Annotated in this window: 18 protein-coding genes; 9 read left to right on the top strand and 9 right to left on the bottom strand. The window is 68.4% G+C overall.

All coding sequences use genetic code 11. The annotated features are described in order from the left end of the window. Positions 1-255: 255 nt before the first annotated feature. From recF to dnaA, 3 genes are all read right to left on the bottom strand, one after another. The gene (recF, locus tag ACWELJ_RS26030; RefSeq protein ID WP_452368756.1) at positions 256-1,428 is read right to left on the bottom strand and encodes a DNA replication/repair protein RecF; all 1,173 of its coding nucleotides are present in this window, start codon (positions 1,426-1,428) and stop codon (positions 256-258) included. A gap of 94 nt (positions 1,429-1,522) precedes the next feature. Beyond that, a complete protein-coding gene (gene dnaN, locus ACWELJ_RS26025) occupies positions 1,523-2,692 on the bottom strand; it encodes a DNA polymerase III subunit beta (RefSeq protein WP_452368755.1) in 1,170 nt (389 codons plus the stop codon). A gap of 781 nt (positions 2,693-3,473) precedes the next feature. Further along, on the bottom strand, positions 3,474-5,552 hold the full coding sequence (gene dnaA, locus ACWELJ_RS26020; RefSeq protein ID WP_452368754.1) for a chromosomal replication initiator protein DnaA: 2,079 nt from the start codon (positions 5,550-5,552) through the stop codon (positions 3,474-3,476). 558 nt (positions 5,553-6,110) lie between these two features. Here dnaA and rpmH point away from each other — a divergent pair. From rpmH to ACWELJ_RS25975, 9 genes are all read left to right on the top strand, one after another. Then, complete coding sequence (gene rpmH, locus ACWELJ_RS26015; protein ID WP_033085250.1) at positions 6,111-6,254, top strand: 50S ribosomal protein L34; 144 nt, start codon at positions 6,111-6,113, stop codon at positions 6,252-6,254. An 87-nt stretch (positions 6,255-6,341) separates the two neighbouring features. Further along, positions 6,342-6,713: a ribonuclease P protein component gene (rnpA, locus tag ACWELJ_RS26010; protein ID WP_452368753.1), complete on the top strand. Its 372-nt coding sequence runs from the start codon at positions 6,342-6,344 to the stop codon at positions 6,711-6,713. Further along, positions 6,710-7,051 carry a membrane protein insertion efficiency factor YidD gene (gene yidD, locus ACWELJ_RS26005; protein WP_452368752.1) on the top strand — a complete coding sequence of 114 codons (342 nt, stop codon included), beginning with the start codon at positions 6,710-6,712 and terminating at the stop codon, positions 7,049-7,051. Before rnpA ends, yidD begins: the two co-directional genes overlap by 4 nt. Positions 7,052-7,055: 4 nt before the next feature. Beyond that, positions 7,056-8,138, top strand: coding sequence for a membrane protein insertase YidC (yidC, locus tag ACWELJ_RS26000; RefSeq protein ID WP_452368758.1), 1,083 nt, complete (start codon positions 7,056-7,058; stop codon positions 8,136-8,138). Between the two features lie 30 nt (positions 8,139-8,168). Next, complete coding sequence (locus tag ACWELJ_RS25995; RefSeq protein WP_452368751.1) at positions 8,169-8,705, top strand: Jag family protein; 537 nt, start codon at positions 8,169-8,171, stop codon at positions 8,703-8,705. Between the two features lie 83 nt (positions 8,706-8,788). Further along, positions 8,789-9,568, top strand: a complete 780-nt coding sequence (rsmG, locus tag ACWELJ_RS25990; protein WP_452368750.1) for a 16S rRNA (guanine(527)-N(7))-methyltransferase RsmG — start codon at positions 8,789-8,791, stop codon at positions 9,566-9,568. Between the two features lie 310 nt (positions 9,569-9,878). Beyond that, positions 9,879-10,847, top strand: a complete 969-nt coding sequence (locus ACWELJ_RS25985) for a ParA family protein (RefSeq protein ID WP_452368749.1) — start codon at positions 9,879-9,881, stop codon at positions 10,845-10,847. A gap of 50 nt (positions 10,848-10,897) precedes the next feature. After that, on the top strand, positions 10,898-11,911 hold the full coding sequence (locus tag ACWELJ_RS25980; RefSeq protein WP_452368748.1) for a ParB/RepB/Spo0J family partition protein: 1,014 nt from the start codon (positions 10,898-10,900) through the stop codon (positions 11,909-11,911). Positions 11,912-12,071: 160 nt separating this feature from the next. Next, positions 12,072-12,791 carry a GNAT family N-acetyltransferase gene (locus tag ACWELJ_RS25975; protein WP_452368747.1) on the top strand — a complete coding sequence of 240 codons (720 nt, stop codon included), beginning with the start codon at positions 12,072-12,074 and terminating at the stop codon, positions 12,789-12,791. A gap of 81 nt (positions 12,792-12,872) precedes the next feature. On the opposite strand, the gene ACWELJ_RS25970 is transcribed toward ACWELJ_RS25975, so the two are convergent. The 6 genes from ACWELJ_RS25970 to ACWELJ_RS25945 form a co-directional block, all read right to left on the bottom strand. Next, positions 12,873-14,069, bottom strand: a complete 1,197-nt coding sequence (locus ACWELJ_RS25970) for a peptidoglycan-binding protein (RefSeq protein WP_452368746.1) — start codon at positions 14,067-14,069, stop codon at positions 12,873-12,875. Between the two features lie 145 nt (positions 14,070-14,214). Beyond that, positions 14,215-14,553 carry a thioredoxin gene (gene trxA / locus ACWELJ_RS25965; protein WP_452368745.1) on the bottom strand — a complete coding sequence of 113 codons (339 nt, stop codon included), beginning with the start codon at positions 14,551-14,553 and terminating at the stop codon, positions 14,215-14,217. A gap of 11 nt (positions 14,554-14,564) precedes the next feature. Continuing rightward, positions 14,565-15,548, bottom strand: coding sequence for a thioredoxin-disulfide reductase (trxB, locus tag ACWELJ_RS25960; protein WP_452368744.1), 984 nt, complete (start codon positions 15,546-15,548; stop codon positions 14,565-14,567). Positions 15,549-15,678: 130 nt separating this feature from the next. Continuing rightward, complete coding sequence (locus tag ACWELJ_RS25955; protein ID WP_452368743.1) at positions 15,679-16,479, bottom strand: hypothetical protein; 801 nt, start codon at positions 16,477-16,479, stop codon at positions 15,679-15,681. A 141-nt stretch (positions 16,480-16,620) separates the two neighbouring features. Continuing rightward, positions 16,621-17,178, bottom strand: coding sequence for an RNA polymerase sigma factor SigM (sigM, locus tag ACWELJ_RS25950; protein WP_452368742.1), 558 nt, complete (start codon positions 17,176-17,178; stop codon positions 16,621-16,623). A 182-nt stretch (positions 17,179-17,360) separates the two neighbouring features. Next, positions 17,361-21,296, bottom strand: a complete 3,936-nt coding sequence (locus ACWELJ_RS25945) for a lipid II flippase MurJ (RefSeq protein WP_452368757.1) — start codon at positions 21,294-21,296, stop codon at positions 17,361-17,363. Positions 21,297-21,607: the final 311 nt, after the last annotated feature.

The following is a 21,607-nucleotide window of genomic DNA, read 5'->3' as shown; positions in this document are numbered from 1 at the left end:
ACCGGGCGACCGAGAACCATGAGTGGTGGCACGGTCTGACACCGGAGCAGCAGGATCGACGCCGCGCAACTCCGGCTCGGCGCCCGGTCCGGTCGCACCCCCGCGCGGGGTGTGGTCGTCGGTTTCCGGCGACTCGGCCATCCACAACTCCTTCCACACCTGGGAATCCGGATGATCACCCTCGGTTCGTCACGTGATTCTGCCGCATGCCACCGACGACTCGGCGATTCGCGCCGCCGACGCAACCGGCGATCCTCATTCGGCGATCCGGGAGGCCCGCCGATCCGCCTCCCCCGTGGTCTCCACCCGCTGCGGGGCGGCATCGAGTTCGGGCGGAACATCCTCGGGCACCGCGGCGGTGATCAACACCTGCTCCGCACCCGCGGCCACCCGCGCCAGCGCGCTGCGGCGACGGCGATCCAGTTCCGCGAAGACGTCATCGAGGATCAGCACCGGATCGGTTCCGGCGGACCTCAGCAACTCGAACGCCCCGAGCCGCAGAGCCAGTGCGAACGACCAGGACTCGCCGTGACTGGCGAAACCCTTGGCGGGCGCGGACCCCAGCATCAGATCCAGCTCGTCCCGGTGCGGACCGACCAGGCACACCCCGCGCTCCAGCTCCTTGGGACGCGCGGCGGCCAACTCCCGCAACAGGATCGCCTCGAGCGCCTCCTCGTCATCGGCCTGTGGAGAACGCGCGGAATCCAGGAACTCCGGCGGCAGACTCGCGCTGCGGTAGCCGATCGACGCGGGCCGGGATTCGGGCGCGATATCTGAATAAGCCTGTGCAAGATGTGGATAAAGGTCGTGGACAAGTCGCAGCCGATGCGCGAGCAGCACCGCGCCGTGCGCCGCCAGATGCCCGTCCCACACGTCGAGGGTGCTCATCTCCGCACCCCGCGCCCCCGAACGAGCATTGCGCCCAGCCGTTTTCAACAGCGCCGACCGCTGCCGCAGCACCTTCTCGTAATCCGCGCGGACCCCGGCCAAACGCGGCAGCCGGGCCGTGGCCAGCTCGTCCAGGAACCGCCGCCGCTCCCCCGGATCCCCGCGCACCAGCGACAGGTCCTCGGGAGCGAACAACACCGTCTGCAGAATCCCCAGGATCTCCCGCGGCCGCCGCACCGGCGAACGATTGATCTGGGCGCGATTGGCCGCACCCTGATTCAGCTCCATGTCCACCCGCAGCTCGCGGCCGGTGTTCACCACCGTCGCGCCGATCCGGGCCTTCTGCGCGCCGATCCGGATGAGCGGGGCATCGGCCGACACCCGATGTGAGCCCAGTGTGGACAAATATCCGATGGCCTCGATCAGGTTGGTCTTGCCGTTCCCGTTGGATCCCAGGAAAACCGTTCCACCGGGCGAAAGTTCGAGCTCGGCGGCCTCCCAGGACCGGAAATCGCGCAGTGACAGCGCACGCACGTGCATCCGGTCAGTCCACCGTCCCCGCGTTTTTCACAGGTTTGTCAACACTGTGCACAGGTGTGTCGTTCGCTCCGAATCGATGGGTCGCCAAACCTGCTCAGCCCGGCAGCCGCACCGGCATCAACAGGTAGATGTAGCTTCCGGCCAACGCCGCGAAAGCGCCCGACTCCAGCTGCGCGGGCTCCTCCTCCGGCGCCGGCAGGAACACCGCCGGACGGCTGGGGGTGGTGAAACCGAAGGTCACCCGGTCCGAATGCGCGGCGGACAGGCCGTCGAGCAGATAGCCCGGGTTGAAGGCGATGGTCAGCGGCTCACCGCGGAAATCGGCGACCAGCCATTCCTCGGCGCGACCGGCGTCGTCGCCACCGGCGGAGAGCAGCAGGCCCTCCTCGGAGAACTCCAGCCGCACCTGGGCGCCGCGCTCGGCCACCAGGGCCACACGCTTGATGGCCTCGGTCAGCGCGTTCACCGCGAGGGTGGCGATGGAGGTGTGTTCCTTGGGGAGCAACTGGCGGAACTTGGGGAATTCCGCGTCGAGCAGGCGAGTGGTGGTGCGGCGGCCGCCGTTCACGATGCCCAGCAGGCCGTCGGTGCCGGTGCCGAACGCCAGCTGCACCGGCTGATCGGAGGCGCCGAGGGTCTTCGCGGACTCCGACAGGGTGCGCGCCGGGACCAGCACCGCGGTCTCGACGTCAGCACGGCCCGGCTGCCACTCCAGTTCGCGCACAGCGAGCCGGAAACGGTCGGTGGCGGCCAGGACCACCTTCGGGCCCTCGATCTCCACCCGGATACCGGTGAGCATGGGGAGGGTGTCGTCGCGGCCGGCGGCCACGGCCACCTGGGAGACGGCCTCGGAGAACAGATCCACGGCGAGCTCACCGGTCTGCGGCGGGAGCTCGGGCAGCTGGGGATAGTCCTCGACAGGCATGGTCGGCAGCGAGAACTTGGCGCTGCCACAGGCGATCAGCACGCGGGTGCCGTCCACCGACACGTCCACCGGCTTGTTGGACAGCGCCTTGGTGATATCGGCCAGCAGGCGGCCCGACACCAGCACCTGGCCCGGACCGGCGACCTCGGCGGCCACCCGCATCTGCGCGGAGACCTCGTAATCGAAACCGGAGACCGTCAGGCCGTCCTCGTCAGCCACGAGGAGCACGCCACCGAGCACGGGCACCGGAGGCCGCGACGGCAGGCTGCGGGCCACCCAGGCTACGGATTCGGCGAAGTCCTCGCGGGCGACCCGAAACTTCATGCTTGCAAGCTCCATCGCCCGGTCTGTCCTCTCCACTGGGGGTCGTTCGGATCTCGAAACGGTAATCGGCAGTCTCGCACACGGGGCCGACACCAAACCGTACCTGCGCGAGACCGACCCGCCTATTCCGACCCACCGAGCCTTTGCCCCGACCCGACCGAGCCGTCCGATGCGGACCCGTCCCTCTCCCTTCTCCTCCCTGCCTCCCGATCGGGTGTGGAGGAGCTGCCCATCGCACCGTGGCCTCCCAACCCGAGTTTCCACACACCCTGTTTTAGAAGAACCTTCTCTAGATGAAGAACTGAAGTAGTAGTAGGTCCTGTTAGTTCTGTGGACTTCGCCCGTTTCCGCAGGTCCGACCGGCCGGCGGCGTGGGGATGTCGTTGGGGTGGCTCGAGGATGAACAGCCGGTGCTTGTGGACTCACCCGGGAACTCCCCAGCCATCCTCGAGTGATCCTCGAGTTGCTCCCCCGAATCGGGCCGGGATACCCACATGAGGATGGAACCGGGGACTACCCCGTGGATTCCTCGAGGACCTGACAGGGAGTCCTCGAGGAATCCACAAGCCGAGAACCCCATCCGTGCAGCTCAGCCCTCGAGGATGAATTCACCTGTGGGAACTGTGGACTACCACCTGTGCACCACTGTGAGTAGCGACCTGTGCGCAACCCGGTGGACAACAGTGGGATTCCTCGAGGACTCCACACCCTTTCCTCGAGGACTCCTCGAGGAATCCACAACCCCGGAAAGCAAAGAACCCCACGTCAGACGACGTGGGGTCCTGTGGACTGTGGATCAGCGCGAACGCTGTTTGATTCGGGCTGTGAGTTCTTGAACCTGGTCGTACACACGCCGACGCTCGGTCATCTCCTTGCGCACTTTCTTCTCCGCGTACATGACCGTGGTGTGGTCGCGCCCGAAGGCCTGGCCGATCTTGGGCAGGGATAGGTCGGTGAGCTCCCGGCACAGGTACATGGCGATCTGCCGGGCCTGCGCCAGCGGCCGCGCCTTACCCGGACCGGTCAGCTCCTCGAGCGTGGTGTTGAAGTACTCCGCGGTCACGGCCATGATCGTGGCCGCCGTGATCTCCAGCGTCGCGGTGTCGGGCATCAGATCCCGCAGCACCACCTCGGCCAGCGACAGATCCAGCGGCTGCCCGTTCAGCGACGCGAACGCGGTGACGCGGATCAACGCGCCCTCCAGCTCCCGGATATTGCGCTCCACCCGGCTGGCGATGAGTTCGAGCACATCGTGTGGCACGTCCAGGCGGTCCATGCGCGCCTTCTTGCGCAGGATCGCGATGCGGGTCTCCAGCTCCGGCGGCTGCACATCGGTGATCAGACCCCACTCGAACCGGGTCCGCAGCCGCTCCTCCAGCGTGGCCAGCTGCTTGGGCGGCCGGTCCGACGACACCACGATCTGCTTGTTCGCGTTGTGCAGGGTGTTGAAGGTGTGGAAGAACTCCTCCTGGATACCTTCCTTGCCCTCGATGAACTGGATGTCGTCGACCAGCAGGATGTCGGTCTCCCGGTAGCGGCGCTTGAACGCCACCTTCCGGTCGTCACGCAGCGAGTTGATGAAGTCGTTGGTGAATTCCTCGGTGGAGACGTACTTCACCCGCATGCCCGGGAACAGCCGCTGCGCGTAGTGACCCGCCGCGTGCAACAGGTGCGTCTTGCCCAAACCCGAAGCGCCCCAAACGAACAGCGGATTGTAGGCGCGCGCCGGCGCCTCCGCGATGGCCACCGCCGCGGCGTGCGCGAAGCGGTTGGACGCGCCGATGACGAAGGTGTCGAAGGTGTACTTCGCGTTCAGGCTGGCCGAGGACGGCGCGGGCGCGGGCTCCCGCTCGGGCGGCCGGTTGAAATAGGTCGGCCACGAATTGCGGACATTGACCACCGGCTCGTCGTCGTGCGGCTCGTCCACCGGGCGACGCGCGGCCGGTTCCTCCGAGTAGCGCGGCGCGGGCTCCTCATAGCGGGCCGCCGGTTCGTCGGCATAACGCTGGGGAGCGGGCTCGTCCGCATAGCGCTGCGGCGCGGGCTCGTCGGAATACCGTTGCTGCGCGGGCTCGTCCGGGTAGCGCTGCGGGGCCGGCTCGTCGGCGTAGCGCTGGGGAGCGGGCTCGTCGGGATATCGCGGCTGCGCGGACCGGACTGGTTCGTCCTCCGGATCCGGGGAGAACAGGGACTCCTGTCCCGGCGGCATGGGCGCGCCGCGATGGTTGTCCCGCCGCCGATCGGGGCGCTGACCCAGGGGCGCGGCGCCCGGTTCACCACCCGGCAGCGGCTGCTCGGACGCGGCCGGACGGTCGGTGGGGACGGGCGGCAACTCCTCGGCCATCGGCGGCTGCCCGTAGTCCACAGGTGGATAAGCCTCGCGCTCGTCGAACTCGCCCGGGTAGTCCTGGGGAGGCAGGTAGCGCGGCGCGTACTCCGGCTGAGGCTGGTACGAGGGCTGTGGACGCTCGGCCATCGGCGGCTCGGGCGCGTACGCCGGGGGCGTGGGTTCGGGTTCGCGGGGCCGCTCCGGGCGGGAGGTCATGCGTGCGTGCCGGGGTGCGTTCGCGGAGCGGCCGGCGGGCGGATTCTGCTGCGCCCGGATGCGGACGCCGAGCCCTTCGACCTGGAGCCCGCGGCGGGCGAGGGAGCGCAGGATGAGCTCCCGCAGGTCGCGTTCGACCGTCACCTGCGCCATCGTTCCGGGCACCGAGAGCAGGGCGAATCCCTGCGCGAAGGTGATCGGTTCGATAGTGTTGAGCCACGCCTTGTGAGCTTTGCTGACGGGCTGGATCTCCCCATCCGCGGAGCCACTCGCCAATTCGGCGATCACCTCCGGCCAGACAGCCGTCAGCACATTCTGCTCGTCGTCCACGAACGCAGTCCTCCCCGGATGTAGGTCGATAGGAGCAGACGGTTGCGCTGCTCGGCTCCCCCAGTCACCGGGCGTCGGCGGGTACCGTCGGCCCTACGAATATGCCACTCCAGGGGTATTTCCACACAATTATCCACAGATGTGGACAACCTGGGGATACACGCGACCGCGTGTCTGATTCCTCGGATCCGGCGCGTACCTGCGGCTTCACAGCTACCAGCTGGCAATACCGCTCGCGGGGCGGAGGCAGGGCCATCCGCGGTCACCGGAAGGGACTGGAAAGGACCGTACACGACACCGGTGCTCCGACACGAACCCCGCACCGAACGCCACGCGGAACGATCGATCCAGTTCGCGAAATCGGGCCCCGACCCCCGAGTTTGACCCTCGTCCAGGGGGTAAGTACCCTTCTACAGTCACCCTATGGTGCGGTGGCGGCTGTCTGCTGCCCGTGCCGACAAGGGTATTGCGCCGAGGGACTCCCGTCCGTCGAGAGCACCGTTTCACCGAACAGCTTCGGGCGTCACCGGACGTCCACCACCTAGAGGAGTGTTGACCGTGGCCAAGGGCAAGCGGACGTTCCAGCCGAACAACCGTCGTCGGGCGCGCGTCCACGGCTTCCGTCTCCGGATGCGGACCCGTGCGGGTCGCGCCATCGTGTCGGCTCGTCGTGGCAAGGGCCGCGCCAAGCTGACCGCCTGATTCGGTAACCCCGGATGCGGCGTCGTATGAGCGACTCGCCGTCCGGTCTCCGGTCCCCCATCCGCCCGCACTCCGCTGGACGCTCAGGTGCTGCCTGAGCCCTACCGGCTGCACCGGCGCACCGACTTTTCCCGGACGGTGCGCCAGGGCCGGCGGATCGGGAGACGGGACCTCGTTGTGCACGTACTGCTACACGACGATCAAGCGAACGGATCGATCCCGGCCATCCGGGTGGGCGGTCCGCGTTTCGGCTTGATCGTCAGCAAGGCGGTGGGTCCGGCGGTGGTACGCCACCGGGTGGCCCGCCGCCTGCGTCATATCTGCGCGAGCCTGACGGCCGAATTGCCCGGCGGCGCAGACGTTGTCATTCGCGCCCTGCCGGGCGCCGCCGACGCGCCCTCCGAAGAACTGCTGCGCCAGTTGCACAGTGGGCTGCGCAAGCTCGGCTCCCTCGCATGAACGCGCCGCATTCTTCTGCGGGCGCGCTGCGCGCGGCTGCCGGATTACCGGCCAAAGCTCTGATATTCCTCATCGAGCTGTATCGGACCTACATCTCCCCCACCCGCATGCCGGTGTGCCGATTCACTCCCACGTGCAGTGAGTACGCGGTGACGGCGTTGCGCACCCGCGGACTGTTCGTCGGACTCGGACTGGCAGCCGTCCGTTTGGCGAAATGTGCGCCCTGGCACCCTGGTGGGTGGGACCCCGTTCCGGAGCGTGAGCACCGGCACGCGGCATCAGCTTACGAAGGGTCATCGCCCGCGGTGGCCGGCGATACGAACGACGGGAGTGCATAGCGCCGTGCTCGACTTCATCTATTACCCGGTGTCGGCCATTCTGTGGTTTTGGCACCAGGCATTCGGGTATGTGCTGGGCAAGAACAGCGGATTCGCCTGGGCCCTGGCCGTGGTGTTCCTGGTGTTCACTTTGCGGCTCGTGCTCTACAAGCCGTTCGTGAAGCAGGTCCGCACCACCCGGCAGATGCAGGAGTTGCAGCCTCAGATCAAGGAGCTGCAGAAGAAGTACAAGAACGACCGTCAGAAGATGACGGTCGAGATGCAGAAGCTGCAGAAGGAACACGGCTTCAACCCGCTGATGGGCTGTCTGCCGGTGCTGCTGCAGGTTCCGGTGTTCCTGGGTCTGTTCCACGTGCTGCGGTCGTTCAACCGCACCGGCACCGGGATCGGGCAGCTGGGCATGTCGCCCTACGACAACGCCCACACCCCGAACTACATCTTCTCCGCGGGCGACGTCCAGTCCTTCCTGACCGCCCGGCTCTTCGGCGCTCCCCTCTCGGCGTACATCACCGAGCCGGCCAAGGTGCTGGAGTCCTTCGCCGATTACGGCGGTGTCCCGACCAAGCTGGCCATCGCGCTGGTCTCGATCCCGCTCATGGTGATCGCCGGTGTCGCGACCCATATGAACGCCCGCGCCTCGGTGGCCCGGCAGTCCGCGGAGGCCGCGGCCAACCCGCAGGCCGCCATGATGAACAAGCTGGCGCTGTACGTGTTCCCGCTCGGCGTGCTCGTCGGTGGTCCGTTCCTGCCCGTCGCCATCCTGATCTACTGGGTCTCCAACAACATCTGGACCTATGGGCAGCAGCACCTCGTTTTCGGCAAGATCGAGAAAGAGGACGAGGAGAAGAAGCAGGCCGCCCTCGAGCGCCGCGCCCAGAACGCTCCGAAGCCGGGCGCGAAGCCGGTCGACGTCCGTAAGAAGCCGTCCGGCACCAAGGTCGAGGACGCCGTGACCGACGCCGCCGAGGACGCGTCGGAGAATGGTGTGAACCCCGCGCCCGCCAAGCCGGTCGCCGGCGCCAAGCCCGCCACCGGAAAGAAGCGGTCGGGCAATCGTGGTCGCGCCAACCAGAAGCGGCGTCGCTGAGACTTACAACTCCAGATGAAGGAAACAACCATGACTGTTGAAACCGACGGAGGGGATCCCACTGTGACGGCAGCGACGGCCGCACCGGGCGCCGCGAACGACGCCGAGGAAGCGCTCATCGAAGAGGGCGAGATCGCCGGCGACTACCTCGAGCAGTTGCTCGACGTCCTCGACTTCGACGGCGATATCGACCTCGATGTCGAGGGCGACCGCGCCATCGTGAGCATCGATGGCGGCAAGGATCTGGCCAAGCTGGTGGGCCGCCGGGGCGAGGTGCTGGACGCGCTCCAGGAGCTGACCCGGCTGGCCGTGCAGCAGGCGACCGGCATCCGCAGCCGGCTCATGCTGGATGTGGCGGGCTGGCGGGCCGCGCGTCGTTCGGAGCTGAGCGCGCTCGGCGCCGAGGCGGGCAAGCGGGTGCTGGAAACGGGTGAGCGCGAGGCCCTCTCCCCCATGACCCCGTTCGAGCGCAAGATCGTGCACGACGCCGTGGCCGCGATCGACGGTGTCGTCAGCGAGAGCGAGGGTGTCGAGCCGAATCGTCACGTGGTGGTACTCCCCGCCTGACACGCGAATCACAGCGGTAGGGCCCCCGGGTTTCGGAAACCCAGGGGCCCTACTCTTTTAGCTACAGTCGTCCCCCCGGAAGGATGTTTCACGTGGAACCAGACACCGAGATGACCGCTCCGGGTCCGGTCGATCCGCCGGCCGCCGCGGCGGTCGTTTTCGGCGATCGGCTCGACAAGGCCCGGCAGTACTACACCGCCCTCGCCACCGCGGGTGTGGAGCGCGGACTGATCGGCCCCCGCGAGGTTCCCCGACTCTGGGATCGTCACATCCTCAACTGCGCGGTGATCGGTGACCTCATCCCGCCCGGCGCGCGCGTGGTTGACATCGGCAGCGGCGCGGGGCTGCCCGGCATCCCGCTCGCCATCGCCCGGCCCGATCTCCGGATCACCTTGGTGGAGCCGTTGCTTCGCCGGACCGTCTTCCTCGCCGAGTTCGCGGCCGAGGCGGGGCTGGACAATATCGTCATCGTGCGCGGCCGGGCCGAGCAGGCGGGCGTGAAGAAGGAGGCGGGCGGCGCGGATATCGTCACCTCCCGCGCGGTCGCTCCCCTGGCGAAGCTCGCGGGCTGGTCCATGCCGCTGGTGCACGAGCACGGACGGATGTTGGCACTCAAGGGAATCAGCGCCGCCGAGGAACTCGAACGCGATCGCGACGAACTCACCAAAGCGGGAGCGGGTCACGCCGAAGTCCTGGAATGCGGTGTGGGCGTGCTGGAGACGCCGACCTTCGTCATCAGTGCGGAGCGGCTGGCGCGGGCTGACCGCCGCGCGGAGCGCAAAGCAGGTAGTGCGGAACGCAAAGCGGGGAGCGCGGAGCGCAAAGCTGGGGGTCGTGGGACCCGGCCCTCGAAGCGTCACTGACGAAGCGATGTTTCCCGTGAAACATGCGCCCCTTCGCGATCTTTGAGTCGCCTCGGGGTGTGTCGTGGTGCGAAGCTGTGCGTTCAACTTCCGTATTGTGTCCTCTACTGGCAAGCTAATGAACGTCGAGCGATGAACGACTTCCAGCCGATTCCAGCCAGCCCTCAGTGACAACGCAGTGACGCGGCTGCTGCTGCCAGGCGCGCGAATTTCAGCTCGGCCACGTGTCTTTGAGTTCTCGGGGTTAGGAGCCTGTATGTCCAACGGTCCGGCGAATGTTTCACGGGAAACAACGTCTCGGGTTCCCGGCATGCTCGATAGCGGTCCCTTCGATACCGACGAGTTCAGCCGCACCCCCTACGGGAACATCTCCGCTGACACTCCGATCGCCGCCGAGGCGCAGCGCGCCAGTCAGGTGCTGTCGGGAACCAATGCCCACATTCCGCGGCCCAAGGAACAGCGCGTCATCACCATCGCCAATCAGAAAGGCGGCGTGGGCAAGACCACCACGGCCGTGAATCTGGCTGCCGCGCTCGCCATCCAGGGCATGCGGGTGCTCGTCGTCGATCTCGACCCCCAGGGCAATGCCAGCACCGCGCTCGGTATCCCCCACCAGTCGGGCACCCCGTCCAGCTATGAACTCCTCATCGGCGAGTGCTCGGTCAGCGACGCCATCCAGCAGAGCCCGCACAATGAACGACTGCTCTGCATCCCCGCCACCATCGACCTCGCCGGCGCCGAGATCGAACTCGTCTCCATGGTGGCCCGGGAGGGCCGCCTCAAGGCCGCCATTCAGGAGGCCAACCTCGCCGGCTACGACATCGACTACGTGATGATCGACTGCCCGCCGTCGCTGGGTCTGCTCACCGTCAATGCGATGGTCGCCGCCAAGGAGGTGCTGATCCCCATCCAGTGCGAGTACTACGCACTCGAGGGCGTGGGTCAGCTGCTCCGCAATATCGGTCTGGTGCAGGCGCACCTGAACCCCGGACTGCATGTCTCCACCGTCGTGCTCACCATGTACGACGGCCGCACCAAGCTCGCCGATCAGGTGGCCGAGGAGGTCCGCTCCCACTTCGGTGACGCGGTGCTGCGATCGGTCATCCCCCGCAGCGTGAAGGTGTCGGAGGCTCCCGGGTACGGCATGACCGTCCTCGATTACGATCCGGGCTCGCGGGGTGCGATGAGCTACCTCGACGCCGGTCGTGAGATCGCGTCGCGGAACTCGGCGCGCCAAGCCGCGCCGGTGCCCGCTTCGGACGCACAATCCGGTGTGTAGATAAATCTCGGCGGCGGTGACGGTGAACAATGGAAGGGGTCGGTAGGCCGATGAGTCAGGCGAAGAAGGGTGGACTGGGGCGCGGCCTCGCGGCATTGATCCCGACCGGACCGGCCACCACACCGGGTGGGCTCGGCAGTGCCGCGGCCAATGTGGTGATCGGCATCGATCCGGTTGGGCCGCAACCCGCGTCGGCGTACCTGCACCGGGTCCCCGATCCGGTCGAGTCGGTCGACGGTGCGGACCCGGGCGCGGTGTACCGGGAGATCCCGCCGCAGCAGATCGAGCCCAACCCCAAGCAGCCGCGCTCCGTCTTCGAAGAAGAGGCGTTGGCCGAACTGGTGCACTCCATCAAGGAATTCGGCCTGATGCAGCCGATCGTGGTGCGCCAGATCGAGTCCGGGCCGGTCCCCCGCTATCAGCTCATCATGGGTGAGCGGCGTTGGCGGGCCAGCCAGGAGGCGGGGCTCGACGCGATCCCCGCCATCGTGCGCGAGACCGCGGACGACTCCATGCTGCGGGATGCGTTGCTGGAGAACATCCATCGTGTGCAGCTGAATCCGCTCGAAGAGGCAGCCGCGTATCAGCAGCTGCTGGAGGAGTTCGGCGTCACCCACGAGGAACTGGCTACGCGGATCGGCCGCTCGCGTCCGGTCGTGACGAATATGATTCGGCTGCTGAAGCTTCCGATTCCGGTGCAGCGCCGGGTGGCCGCGAACGTCTTGTCCGCCGGCCACGCCCGCGCTCTGCTGGCGTTGGAGGCGGGTGCCGAGGCGCAGGAGGCGTTGGCCGCGCGGATCGTGGCCGAGGGCATGTCGGTCCGGGCCACCGAGGAAGCGGTCACGCTGGCGAACCGGAATCCGGATGCGGCCGCTCCCCCGGCGCCGAAGCGGAAGCCGATCCAGATGCCGGGTCTGCAGGATGTGGCGGAGCGGTTGTCGGAGTCGTTCGACACGCGCGTCACGGTCAGCCTCGGCAAGCGCAAGGGAAAGATCACTGTCGAATTCGGCTCCATCGACGATCTGGAGCGGATTGTCAGCATGATGGAGCAGTCCAGGCCCTAAGGAGGGCCCACCCCGGAGGTCGCAGTGGAAACGTCACTGTGACGTCCGGGTTCATGGCCCTGGAGAGGCGTAAAGCGTTGATCGCTTATTCTTGCTGGCGAGCACTGTGTGATGCGGCGTGAGTGTGGATGAATCAGACAGCTGGAGGCTGAGCAGAGCGGTGTCGACCAGCGTGACCGCACTTACCCTCGGCGGACTCGACAAACTTCCGGTGCATGCGCGGCGGTGCGTGTTCTGGGAGATCGATCCGGCGGTGGCGGCGGATTCCCATAGCTTCAGTGACCCGGTCTTCGAGAAGGAGGCCTGGCTCTCGACCGTCATGTTGCAGTGGGGGTTGTGCGGTCAGGTCGCCGTGGTCGAGGACAAACCGGCCGGCTGCGCCATCTACGCGCCGCCGAGTGCGGTACCGCGCGCGGGTCTGTTCCCCACGTCGCCGGTGAGCCCGGATGCGGTGCTGCTGACCACGCTGAGCGCCGAATTCCCGTTCCAGGGGGAACAGATCGGTCAGCAGTTGATCCAGGCTGTGGTGGGCGATCTGGTGCGTCGCGGTGTGCGGGCCATCGAGGCCTTCGGTATTCGCAAGGATCCGCCGACCAGTTCCATGCCCGCCATCGGTTCCATGTCGCTGCGCGAGCGGATCGGTTCGCCGCTGCGCTCCCCTGCGCCGTCGCCGTCGGGGTGCTCCCCCGAGAACTGCATGATCGAGGCCGATTTCCTGGAGGAAGTGGGCTTCAAGGTGGTCGCCTCGCATCACCGATTCCCGCGCCTGCGGCTGGAATTGGATCACGAGCACCTGTGGAAGGAAGACGTCGAGCGCGCGCTCGATCAGCTCCTCGCGGCGGCGGCGCTCACCATGCCGACCCGCATCTCCACCCGCTGACCACTCCCCCGACCGGTTCCACCGCAACGAAAAACCCCGCCTCCCGGAAGTTCGGGGGGCGGGGTTGTTTCATGTGAAACATTACAGCCGGTCTGCGGCCGCCAACTCTTCGGCGAGCAGTTCGGCGAATGTGTAAGTCCCGGTGGGCTGGTCGTCCTGGCCCAGCAGGTACAGCCGCTTCACCGAGATCAGGATGGCCTCGGCGATCACGTCGCGCATGCGCGGGTTGGTCAGCACCGACGCGTCGTAATCGCTGGTGAGATAGCCGATGTCGACCTGCACGGTCGGCATCTTGGTGAGGCGCAGCAGATCCCAGGTGCGGGCGTGGGTCCGGCAGTCCTGCAGCGACGTGCGGGCCACGATCTCGCGCTGAATGAACCCGGCCAGCACCTGGCCGATCATCGAGGTGGAGCCGTGCGAATTGCCGAAGTGGAAGCTGGCCACGCCGCTGGCGGAATCATTGTCACTGCTGGCGCAGCGCAGCGAGATCATCAGATCGGCGTCGAAGGTATTGGAGGTCTCGGCCCGCTCGGCATCGGAGGGGTTGGCCCCCCAGGGCCGCGACAGGAAGGTCTCCATACCCGTTGCCGCCATGCGTCCTTCGAGCCGGCTGGCCAGATCCCAGAGGATCTCCGATTCGTAGACGTCGCCGAATTCGGTCGGCACCGGCGAACCCTTGTCCGGCCCACCCAGACCCGGATCGATCACGATGCGCTTGCCGGTGAGCTGCGGCCCCGCCCGGTGCACCACCTCTTCCTCGGCGATCCGGTGCGGGTTGCCACCGGTGACGCGGGCGCCTAGCAGATCCAGCGAGCGCAGCGTGTCCGGACCGCAGATGCCGTCCGAGGAGAGACCGATCTCGCGCTGGAACGCGGTGAGCGCGTCGTGGGTGTGCGGGCCGAAAAACCCGTCCACGCGGCCCACATAGAAGCCGAGATCCTGCAGCCGGCGCTGCAGGGTGGCGACATCGTCGCCGTACAGCGGGGCGGAGAGCTGATAGATGAGGGTGCGCGCGCCGAGGCGGTAGGAGGCCTCCTTCAGCGCGCGATAGGTGGCCGGGCCGACCACGCCGTCGACCAGGAGACCGCGGTGCTGCTGGAAGGCGCGCACCGCGGAGTCCAGATCATGGTCGAAGGTGGCGTCCGCGTCCTTCCAGTACTCCCCGTCGTGACTCGCGGGATCACTGTTGGGATGAGTGTGCAGGAACCCCAGGCTGGCCAGGTTGCTCCGAACCTCTGCTACGGCTGGTCCTGTATCGCCGTGACGAAGTCGGTGCATGCGTGAGAGCCCTTTCCTTCCGCCAACCCGGGTACCCATTCGCGCGGTGGTTCACACCACCGCGCGACCGGAGCGTCGAACGATTGTTTCAGACCCGGACCGAATTTCGGCAACTGTCGAGTGCAGGCGATCCTACGGCGAGTCGCTACAGAACTGCTTCGAGTTCGCGCAAGAGGGCGGCTTTGCCCTTTGCTCCGACGATCCGCTTGGTCTCCTTGCCCCCTTGGAACAGGACCATGGTAGGCAACGAGAGGATCCCGTAGTGCGCCGAGGTCTCCGGGTTGGCGTCGGCGTCGAGCTTGGCGATGGTGATCTTGTCGGCGTTGGCGGCGGCGATCTCCTCCAGCACGGGAGCGACCATCTTGCACGGGCCGCACCAGGCCGCCCAGAAGTCGACGAGCACGGGCTTCTCGCTGAGCAGCACCTCGTCGGCGAAGGTGGCGTCGGTCACCGTCTTGGTGGCACCGGTCTTGGCGTCGGACATTGCCAAACTCCTTAGTTGTTCACTTCCACCGGCTGGCCGGCGTGATCGAGGGTGTTGCTGGTGATGTCACCCTTTTCGGCGAGCCAGCGCTCGGCGTCGATGGCCGCGCGGCAGCCGGTTCCGGCGGCGGTGATGGCCTGCCGGTAGGTGTGGTCGACCAGGTCGCCGGCGGCGAAGACGCCCGGCACCGAGGTGTAGGTGCTCTGGCCCTGGACCAGCACGTAGCCCTCGTCGTCGAGATCGACCTGGCCGCGCACCAGTTCGCTGCGCGGGTCGTGACCGATGGCGACGAACAGGCCGGTGGCGGCCAGCTCGGAGGTCTCGCCGGTGCGGGTGTCGCGCAGGGTCAGGCTGGTGACGCTCGAATCACCGTGGACCGCAGCGACTTCCGAGTTCAGGATGAAGCGGATCTTCTCGTTGTTCTTGGCCCGCTCCAGCATGATCCGGGAGGCGCGGAACTCCTCGCGGCGGTGGATGACGGTCACCGAGCTGGCGAACTTGGTGAGGAAGGTCGCCTCCTCCATGGCCGAGTCGCCGCCGCCGACTACCACGATGTCCTGGCCCTTGAAGAAGAAGCCGTCGCAGGTGGCGCAGGCGCTGACGCCGCGGCCGAGCAGATCCTGCTCACCGGGCGCGTTGAGGTAGCGGGCCGCCGAACCCATGGCGAGGATCACGGCGTGCGCCTCGTACACCTCGCCGCCGACGGTCACCTTCTTGACGGGACCGGTCAGGTCGAGGGCGTCCACGTCCTCGGTGCGGATGTCGGTGCCGAAGCGCTTGGCCTGCTCCCGCATCTCCTCCATCAGGTCGGGGCCCATGATGCCCTCGCGGAAGCCGGGGAAGTTCTCGACCTCGGTGGTGGTCATGAGCGCGCCGCCGAACTGGGTGCCCTCGAACAGCAGCGGTTCCAGTTCCGCGCGGGCGGCGTACACCGCGGCGGTGTAGCCGGCCGGGCCGGAGCCGACGATGATCAGGTCGCGAACAGGCGTGCTCAAGATGGCCCTCCGAAGCAGTAGTACAGAATCTCGATCGCTCGAGCGTGAGCGTGTCGGTCAACAACAGCCTAAACGGTGTTGTTCCCGGGTCTGATTGCCTCCGCTTCGCCCCGGCGGGTTCGCAGGTGGGCTAGCCGATATCGGTGCGGCCGAGCACCTGCGGATGGCCGGGCGCGCAATTCGTTCCGAGCACGGCGGCTGTGATCTGCGGCGCTTTCGGGCCTTGGAGCAGGACCAGGACACCGGGGGTGCCGGAGAAGGTGACGCTGCGGGTGCCGAGGACCTGGCGGTCCAGGTCGGCGGCGCGTAGGCAGTCGGTGAGGGCGGTGCCGGCGGCCAGGGGGCCGGTGATGTCGTGGCGGCCCATGGCGGTCAGGACGACGCCGGGTGAGAGCGCGGGGTCCAGGTCGGTGTCGGTGGGCTGGGCGGCCGGTGTGGTCGGGCGGGTGTTCAGGGCGTCCACGGCGACGACGGCGCCGGCGGCCAGGGCGGCGGCGGCCGCGGCGGCAGTGAGCCAGCGCAGGCGGCGGGACGGGCGTTCGGTGAATTCGGCGGGGTCGGTCCGGTCGTCGTGCTCGTCCGGGTCCGCCGGGAGGAGCGGTTGCTCGAGTTCGCGGGGGTCGAGGCGGCCGGTGGTGAAGATGGAGCCGTTGAGGACCGGCATGGGCGCGGTGGCACCGGGGGTGTCCCCCGCCGCGAGGTCGTCGATCATGCGTTCCAAGCGGTCGGCCACGTCGGTGGGGATGGGATGGGTGATGTTCTCGTCGCGTCCGAGTTCGCGGAGCTGGTCGTCGACGCCGTCGAGGGCGTTCAGGTAGCGCATGGCCTCCGGGTCGCGCCGGACCGCGGGCCAGAGCCGTGCGGACTGCTCCGGCGGCAGGCTGCCGCCGTGCAGATCGGCGAGCAGCTCGGTGGAGAAGGTTTCCTCCATTGCCCCTCCAGGGCCTCGAGTGGGAATCACAGACCTGTCTTCGTATCGGACGTACGGGAACCGTACAAGGTTCCCCCAATAGTGCGGTGTTCGAGCGGAATTCAGGTGTTCATTGCCCGGCTGTGTCGGCGCGCAAACGTCCTATTCGCGAAGTTTCATCTCGAGCCTGCGCCGCCCCCGGGCGCAGCGGCTCTTGACCGTGCCCTCCGGGATGCCCAGCAGCGCAGCGGCATCCGCGATGGAGTAGCCCTCGAGTTCCACCGCGACCAGTGCGGTGCGCTGCTCGGCGGGCAGTGTGAACAGCGCCGCGTCGACCAGCAGGGTGGCCTCCAGGGCCGCGAAATCGTCGCGCGGACAGGCGGGCTCGTCGGCGGTGTCCTCGGACAGCGGTTCGGTGCGGCGCAGTTTGTTGCGGCGGATGCGGTCCAGGCAGGCGTTGACCACGATGCGGTGCATCCAGCTGCGGACCTCCGCGTCGCCGCGGAAGCCGGCCGCGCCGCGATGCGCGGACAGCAGGGCGTCCTGGAGCGAGTCGGCGGCGTCCTCGGGACTGTAGGAGGCGCGTAGCGCGGTTTGGTAGAGGTGGTCGCGATGGCGCCGGAACAGTTCGGCGAAGGCGTGCGGTGCGCCCGCGGCGTGCGCGGCCAATAGTTCGCGATCGCTCGCGTTCGCTGGTGACTGGGTCCTCGATGCTGACACTGCGTTCGGTGACGACAATGCATCCCCTCAGAGCGGCGAACTCCCCAAGCCGAGAGTGCCAAGATCATATCGGGGATAACGATTCAGCTGCGGTGAATTGCGCGAGAAAGCGCAGGTAGCGGGCGTTTGGTCGGAATCGCGCGACCTACCCGTGATCGCGCTCAGGACCGGTGAAGGACCTGTCAGACGCTTGCTTCGAAGCGGATTTCGGCGATGGCCGACTGGAACTGTCCCCCGTTGTTGGCGAGCTGGGTGATCCACAGGAGCACGTACCGGGCGGGCTGGTCGGCCCGCACCGGGATCTCGGTCGTGCCCTCGCCGAGCACCGCCGACCCGACCAGCTGGGTCTGGTCGAGGGTCGGCGAGGCGGTCGGCGAGGTGCGGATCTCGACCTGCGTTCCGGGCGTGGGCGATTCGATGCTCACCTTGGTCAGCTTGGAGGGGCTGCCGAGGGTGGTGAGCACGCCCACGCCCTTCTTCAGGGCCGGGAACTGCTGGAAATAGGCGTCGCTGCGCCAGGTGGTGGCCGGGTTGTTGTCCAGCACCGCCCCGACGCTGCCCACATTGTCCGGAGTGCCCTCCGGGGAGAACACCGTCGCGCCGGTGACCGGCACCGGCACACCGCCGGCGGGCGGGGCGCCGACCGGAGTCTGGGTCGCCGCGCCCGGGCTGGGCGGCGGGGTCGCCGAGGTGGTGAGGCCGATATTGCGCTGTTCGTTGAGCGGCGCGTTGGAGGAGCCGGGCGCGAACACGCTCAGCAGCCACCAGATGATGACCCCGACCACGAGCGCGGCCAGCACGCCGAGTCCGACCAGGATCCACATCATCCGCTGCGAGCGTTCCTTCTCGGCGGCGAGCAGTTCCGGATCGGCGAGGGTCTCGTCGGGTGCGCTGGGCGGCTTCTGCCCGAGCCGCAGCACGGGGATGAAGTCGGTCTTCTGGTCCACCACCGACGCCTGTTCCAGCACGTGCTGGACGGTGGCGGCGGTGCGGACGCCCTTGTTGGACTCCAGTGAGCGCACCGCGACCGCGGAGATCTCGAAGGGCACCTCGGGCCGGATGTTGCGCGGCTCCACCGGGGTGCCGTCGGGCCCGAAATCGGCCAGCGGCAGCCCGCCGACGGTGATCGCGGTGCCGGAGATGCCGCCGGGCCGGATGGGCCAGTGCGCGGTCATGAGCGCGTAGAGCATGGCGCCGAGCCCGCGCACGTCGGACTGCGCGTCGGAGTCGGACAGGGTGCCGGGGAAGGCCAGCACGGCGTCGCCGGAGGCGCTGATCCGCACCCGGTCGGGGTGGTCGATGGACAGCGAGCCGCCGCCGCGGTGCGCCATTTCGGCCGCGGCCGCCAGCGCCCGGATGGCACGCGCCGCGCCGATCGGGGACGGCACGGTGTCGGCCATCTCCTTGAGCGAGCGGCCGGGCGTCCATTCGGCCACCACGATGCCGCCGGAGGAGCCGCGCACCACGTCCAGGACGCGGGCCAGGCCGGGCGAGTTGATCCGGCCCAGGCGCAGGGTGCGGGACAGGATGGCCTGCGGCCCGTCGTGCCCGGAGTTGTCGGTGGCCTCCTGGTCGGCGTCGACGAAGGTGAGGGCCACCTCGCGGTCGAGTTTCACGTCCAGGGCCTGCCAGAACCGCAGGCCGCGCGCGCCGCCGTGGCTGGCGAGCAGCCGGTAGCGGCCGCCCGCGACGGAGGCGCCGGGGGTCAGTTTGGGGCCGCGCTGGATCCGCTTGGTCGGCGATTCCACCCGCATGGGCGGCATCTGCGGTGAGATGGCCTCGTAGACACCGGTTTCGGGACCGGCGTGGTCCTGGTCCTCCGGTAGTTCCTCCGGTCCGCCGGACCCGCTCTTGCGGGCCGCGGATTCGGCTGGGGCCCCGGGCTTTCCGCCGGCCTCGCCGGCCGGAGGGGTGTCCGTGGAGAGCCCGCCGCCCGCGGCCGTTGCGGATTCGGCGGCCGGGACACCGCCCGCCGCGTCGTCGCTCACCCTCGTTCCTCCTTCGCCCTCATATGTCGAAGACCGATGTGTCGGCGCCGGACCCGCCGCGGCGGCCTCCGGAGTCGTGCGGAAGCCGCCGTCGGGGTTCCGGGCGACATCCGGCGCGCCGCGGGAGCTGTCCGCGGGCAGGCCGGATTGGGCAGTTGCGTTTGCCTGCCGAACAGGGTACGGGAACTCCACCTTCTCGGTGAGTTCAACCGCGTCGGGTCGGATGACCGGGAGCACCATGGTCTGCGCGTCGAGGTACGGGTCGAAGCGGTAGTAGTACGGTGCGGCGCGCAGGTCCGGTTTGGGTAGCAGGGTGGTCTCGTGGATGTCCTCGAGCGGGGTGCCGTCGAGGTCGAGATCGGGGGCGGGCGGTGTGAAGCCCAGTCGCCGGGAGATGGCGACGGTGATGGCCACGATCTCGGGGATGCCGAGCAGGCGCATCAGCCCGAAGGCCACACCGAACATGACGATGGCGGTGATGCCGACCCGGATGAGCGAGCCGAAGCCGCCGAAGGACTCCGAGAGCCGGTGCAGTCCCAGCACCTTGTCGACGATGAGCAGCACCGCGCCGCCGGCCAGGGAGGCCAGCACGACGCGGGTGATGGTCTGGCCGACATTGGCCATGCGCAGGTCGCCCAGGCTGCGGTGCAGCAGCCAGCCGCCGATCATCGCGCCGGTGACGAAGCCGAGGCCGCGGGCCACGCCGAGCGCGATGACCACGTGTTCGGGTGAGAAGAACACCGGCGCCAGCGCCGAGAGCGTGATCTGGACGCTGGTGATGCCGAGGATGATCCAGGTGGGCGTCCACGCCTGTTCGCGGGCGTAGAAGACGCGCAGGTGGATCAGCACCAGCGCGTACGGGATCAGGTTGAACGCGGACCAGGACACGGCCTCGCCGAGGCGGGCCGCGTCGCCGCCGAAGCGGCCGTATCCGTAGATGGCCTCGCCGATCTGGGTGCCGGCGAAGGTGAGGAAGGTGACGATCGGCACCAGCGCGATCATGGTGAGCCGGGTGGCCGCGCTCAGGTCGTCGACCACGGCGGGCGTGTCGTCGGCGGCGGCGTTGCGGCTGAGCCGCGGCATGATCGCGGTCAGCAGGGTCACGCCGAGCACGCCCCACGGCAGCTGCAGCAGCAGCCACGCGTTCTGGTAGATGGTCGGGCCGGCGACGTCGGCGTGCGAGGCCACGCGCAGGGTGAAGCTGAAGCCGATCTGGCTGATCAGCACGTACAGGATGATGGCCGCGGCCATCCCGCCGAACTGCTTGAGCCGGGCGTCGAGTCCCCACAGCGGCCGCAGGTCGATGCCTTCGCGCCGGATGGCGGGCAGCAGGGTGGCGACCTGGACGGCCACGCCGACGGTGGTGCCGATGCCGAGTAGCAGCAGTTTCGGTTCGCCCATCCGGACCGGGTTCAGCGTCAGCTCGCCGGGCAGCAGGGCGTAGAGCCCGAGCACCACCAGGGCGACGCAGTTGTTGAGGACGGGCGCCCAGGCGCCGGGTTTGAACACCTGGTGGGTGTTCAGGATCGCCATGAGCAGCGCCGACATGCCGTACAGCAGCACGGCGGGGACGAGCATGAAGGTCAGCGCGGTGGTGAGGGCGGAGTTGACCTTGCTGTCGCTGGACAGGAAGACGTGCTCGGTGAGCACCGGGGTCAGGATCAGCGCGATGACGGTTCCGGTGCCCAGCACGGTGAGCGCGGTGGTGAACAGCCGCCGGACGAATGCCGCTCCCCCGTCGGCGTCCTCGCGTTCGGCGCGGACCAGGGTGGGCACCACGATGGCGGTGAGCACCGCGCCGAGCAGCAGCTCGGAGATCATGTTGGGGATCGAGCTGGCGATGGTGAAGGCGCTGGCGATGGCCGGGCCGAGCACGGTGAGCAGCAGCGCCTGTTTCGCGAATCCGGTGATGCGGCTGATCAGCGTCGCGAGGGCGAGCGAGCCGGTGTCGCGGACGAGTTTGGCGTTGGAGTTGTCCGGTTTCTCGTCGGCGCGCGGCGCGGTGACCACGGCCTGCCGGCCCGAATCGGCTTGGCGCTGGGGTCCGGTCGGCGGTCCGGGGCGCGGTGCGGCCATGGGGCGCGGGTTCGACATCGGGGGTGTCGGGTAGCGCTGGGGGCCGGGCGGCATCGAGGTGGGCCCGGTGCCGGGCGCGCGGTTGCCCGCGGCGCCGGGGTGTCCCCAGTGGTAGCGCTCTTCGGGCGGGACGCGTCCGGCACCGGGGTCGGGCCGGCCCTGCTGGGGGCGTCGCATGATGGGCCCGGATTCGCCGGGTGCGGGGACGTGTCGTTGCGGACCGGTCGGTTGACTCGGATAGGGGCGGCCCGGATTGCCCTGCGGATTACCGGGAATCGCCCGCTGCGCTCCGGAGCCGGGGCCCTGCGGACCGCGCGGTCCGGGGCGGGGCACGCCGCGTTCCCACGGCGCGGAGGGAGATCGGA

The sequence above is a fragment of the Nocardia sp. NPDC004582 genome (assembly GCF_053602115.1).
This window is presented reverse-complemented; position numbering and strand designations above follow the sequence as displayed.

Excerpts from the sequence above, each read along its gene's own strand:
- recF (WP_452368756.1), bottom strand. The coding sequence starts at position 1,428 with ATGCACGTGCGTGCGCTGTCACTGCGCGATTTCCGGTCCTGGGAGGCC.
- dnaN (WP_452368755.1), bottom strand. The coding sequence starts at position 2,692 with ATGGAGCTTGCAAGCATGAAGTTTCGGGTCGCCCGCGAGGACTTCGCC.
- yidD (WP_452368752.1), top strand. The coding sequence starts at position 6,710 with ATGAACGCGCCGCATTCTTCTGCGGGCGCGCTGCGCGCGGCTGCCGGA.
- ACWELJ_RS25995 (WP_452368751.1), top strand. The coding sequence starts at position 8,169 with ATGACTGTTGAAACCGACGGAGGGGATCCCACTGTGACGGCAGCGACG.
- rsmG (WP_452368750.1), top strand. The coding sequence starts at position 8,789 with ATGTTTCACGTGGAACCAGACACCGAGATGACCGCTCCGGGTCCGGTC.
- ACWELJ_RS25985 (WP_452368749.1), top strand. The coding sequence starts at position 9,879 with ATGCTCGATAGCGGTCCCTTCGATACCGACGAGTTCAGCCGCACCCCC.
- ACWELJ_RS25980 (WP_452368748.1), top strand. The coding sequence starts at position 10,898 with ATGAGTCAGGCGAAGAAGGGTGGACTGGGGCGCGGCCTCGCGGCATTG.
- ACWELJ_RS25970 (WP_452368746.1), bottom strand. The coding sequence starts at position 14,069 with ATGCACCGACTTCGTCACGGCGATACAGGACCAGCCGTAGCAGAGGTT.
- trxA (WP_452368745.1), bottom strand. The coding sequence starts at position 14,553 with ATGTCCGACGCCAAGACCGGTGCCACCAAGACGGTGACCGACGCCACC.
- ACWELJ_RS25955 (WP_452368743.1), bottom strand. The coding sequence starts at position 16,479 with ATGGAGGAAACCTTCTCCACCGAGCTGCTCGCCGATCTGCACGGCGGC.
- ACWELJ_RS25945 (WP_452368757.1), bottom strand. The coding sequence starts at position 21,296 with ATGCCGCCCGGCCCCCAGCGCTACCCGACACCCCCGATGTCGAACCCG.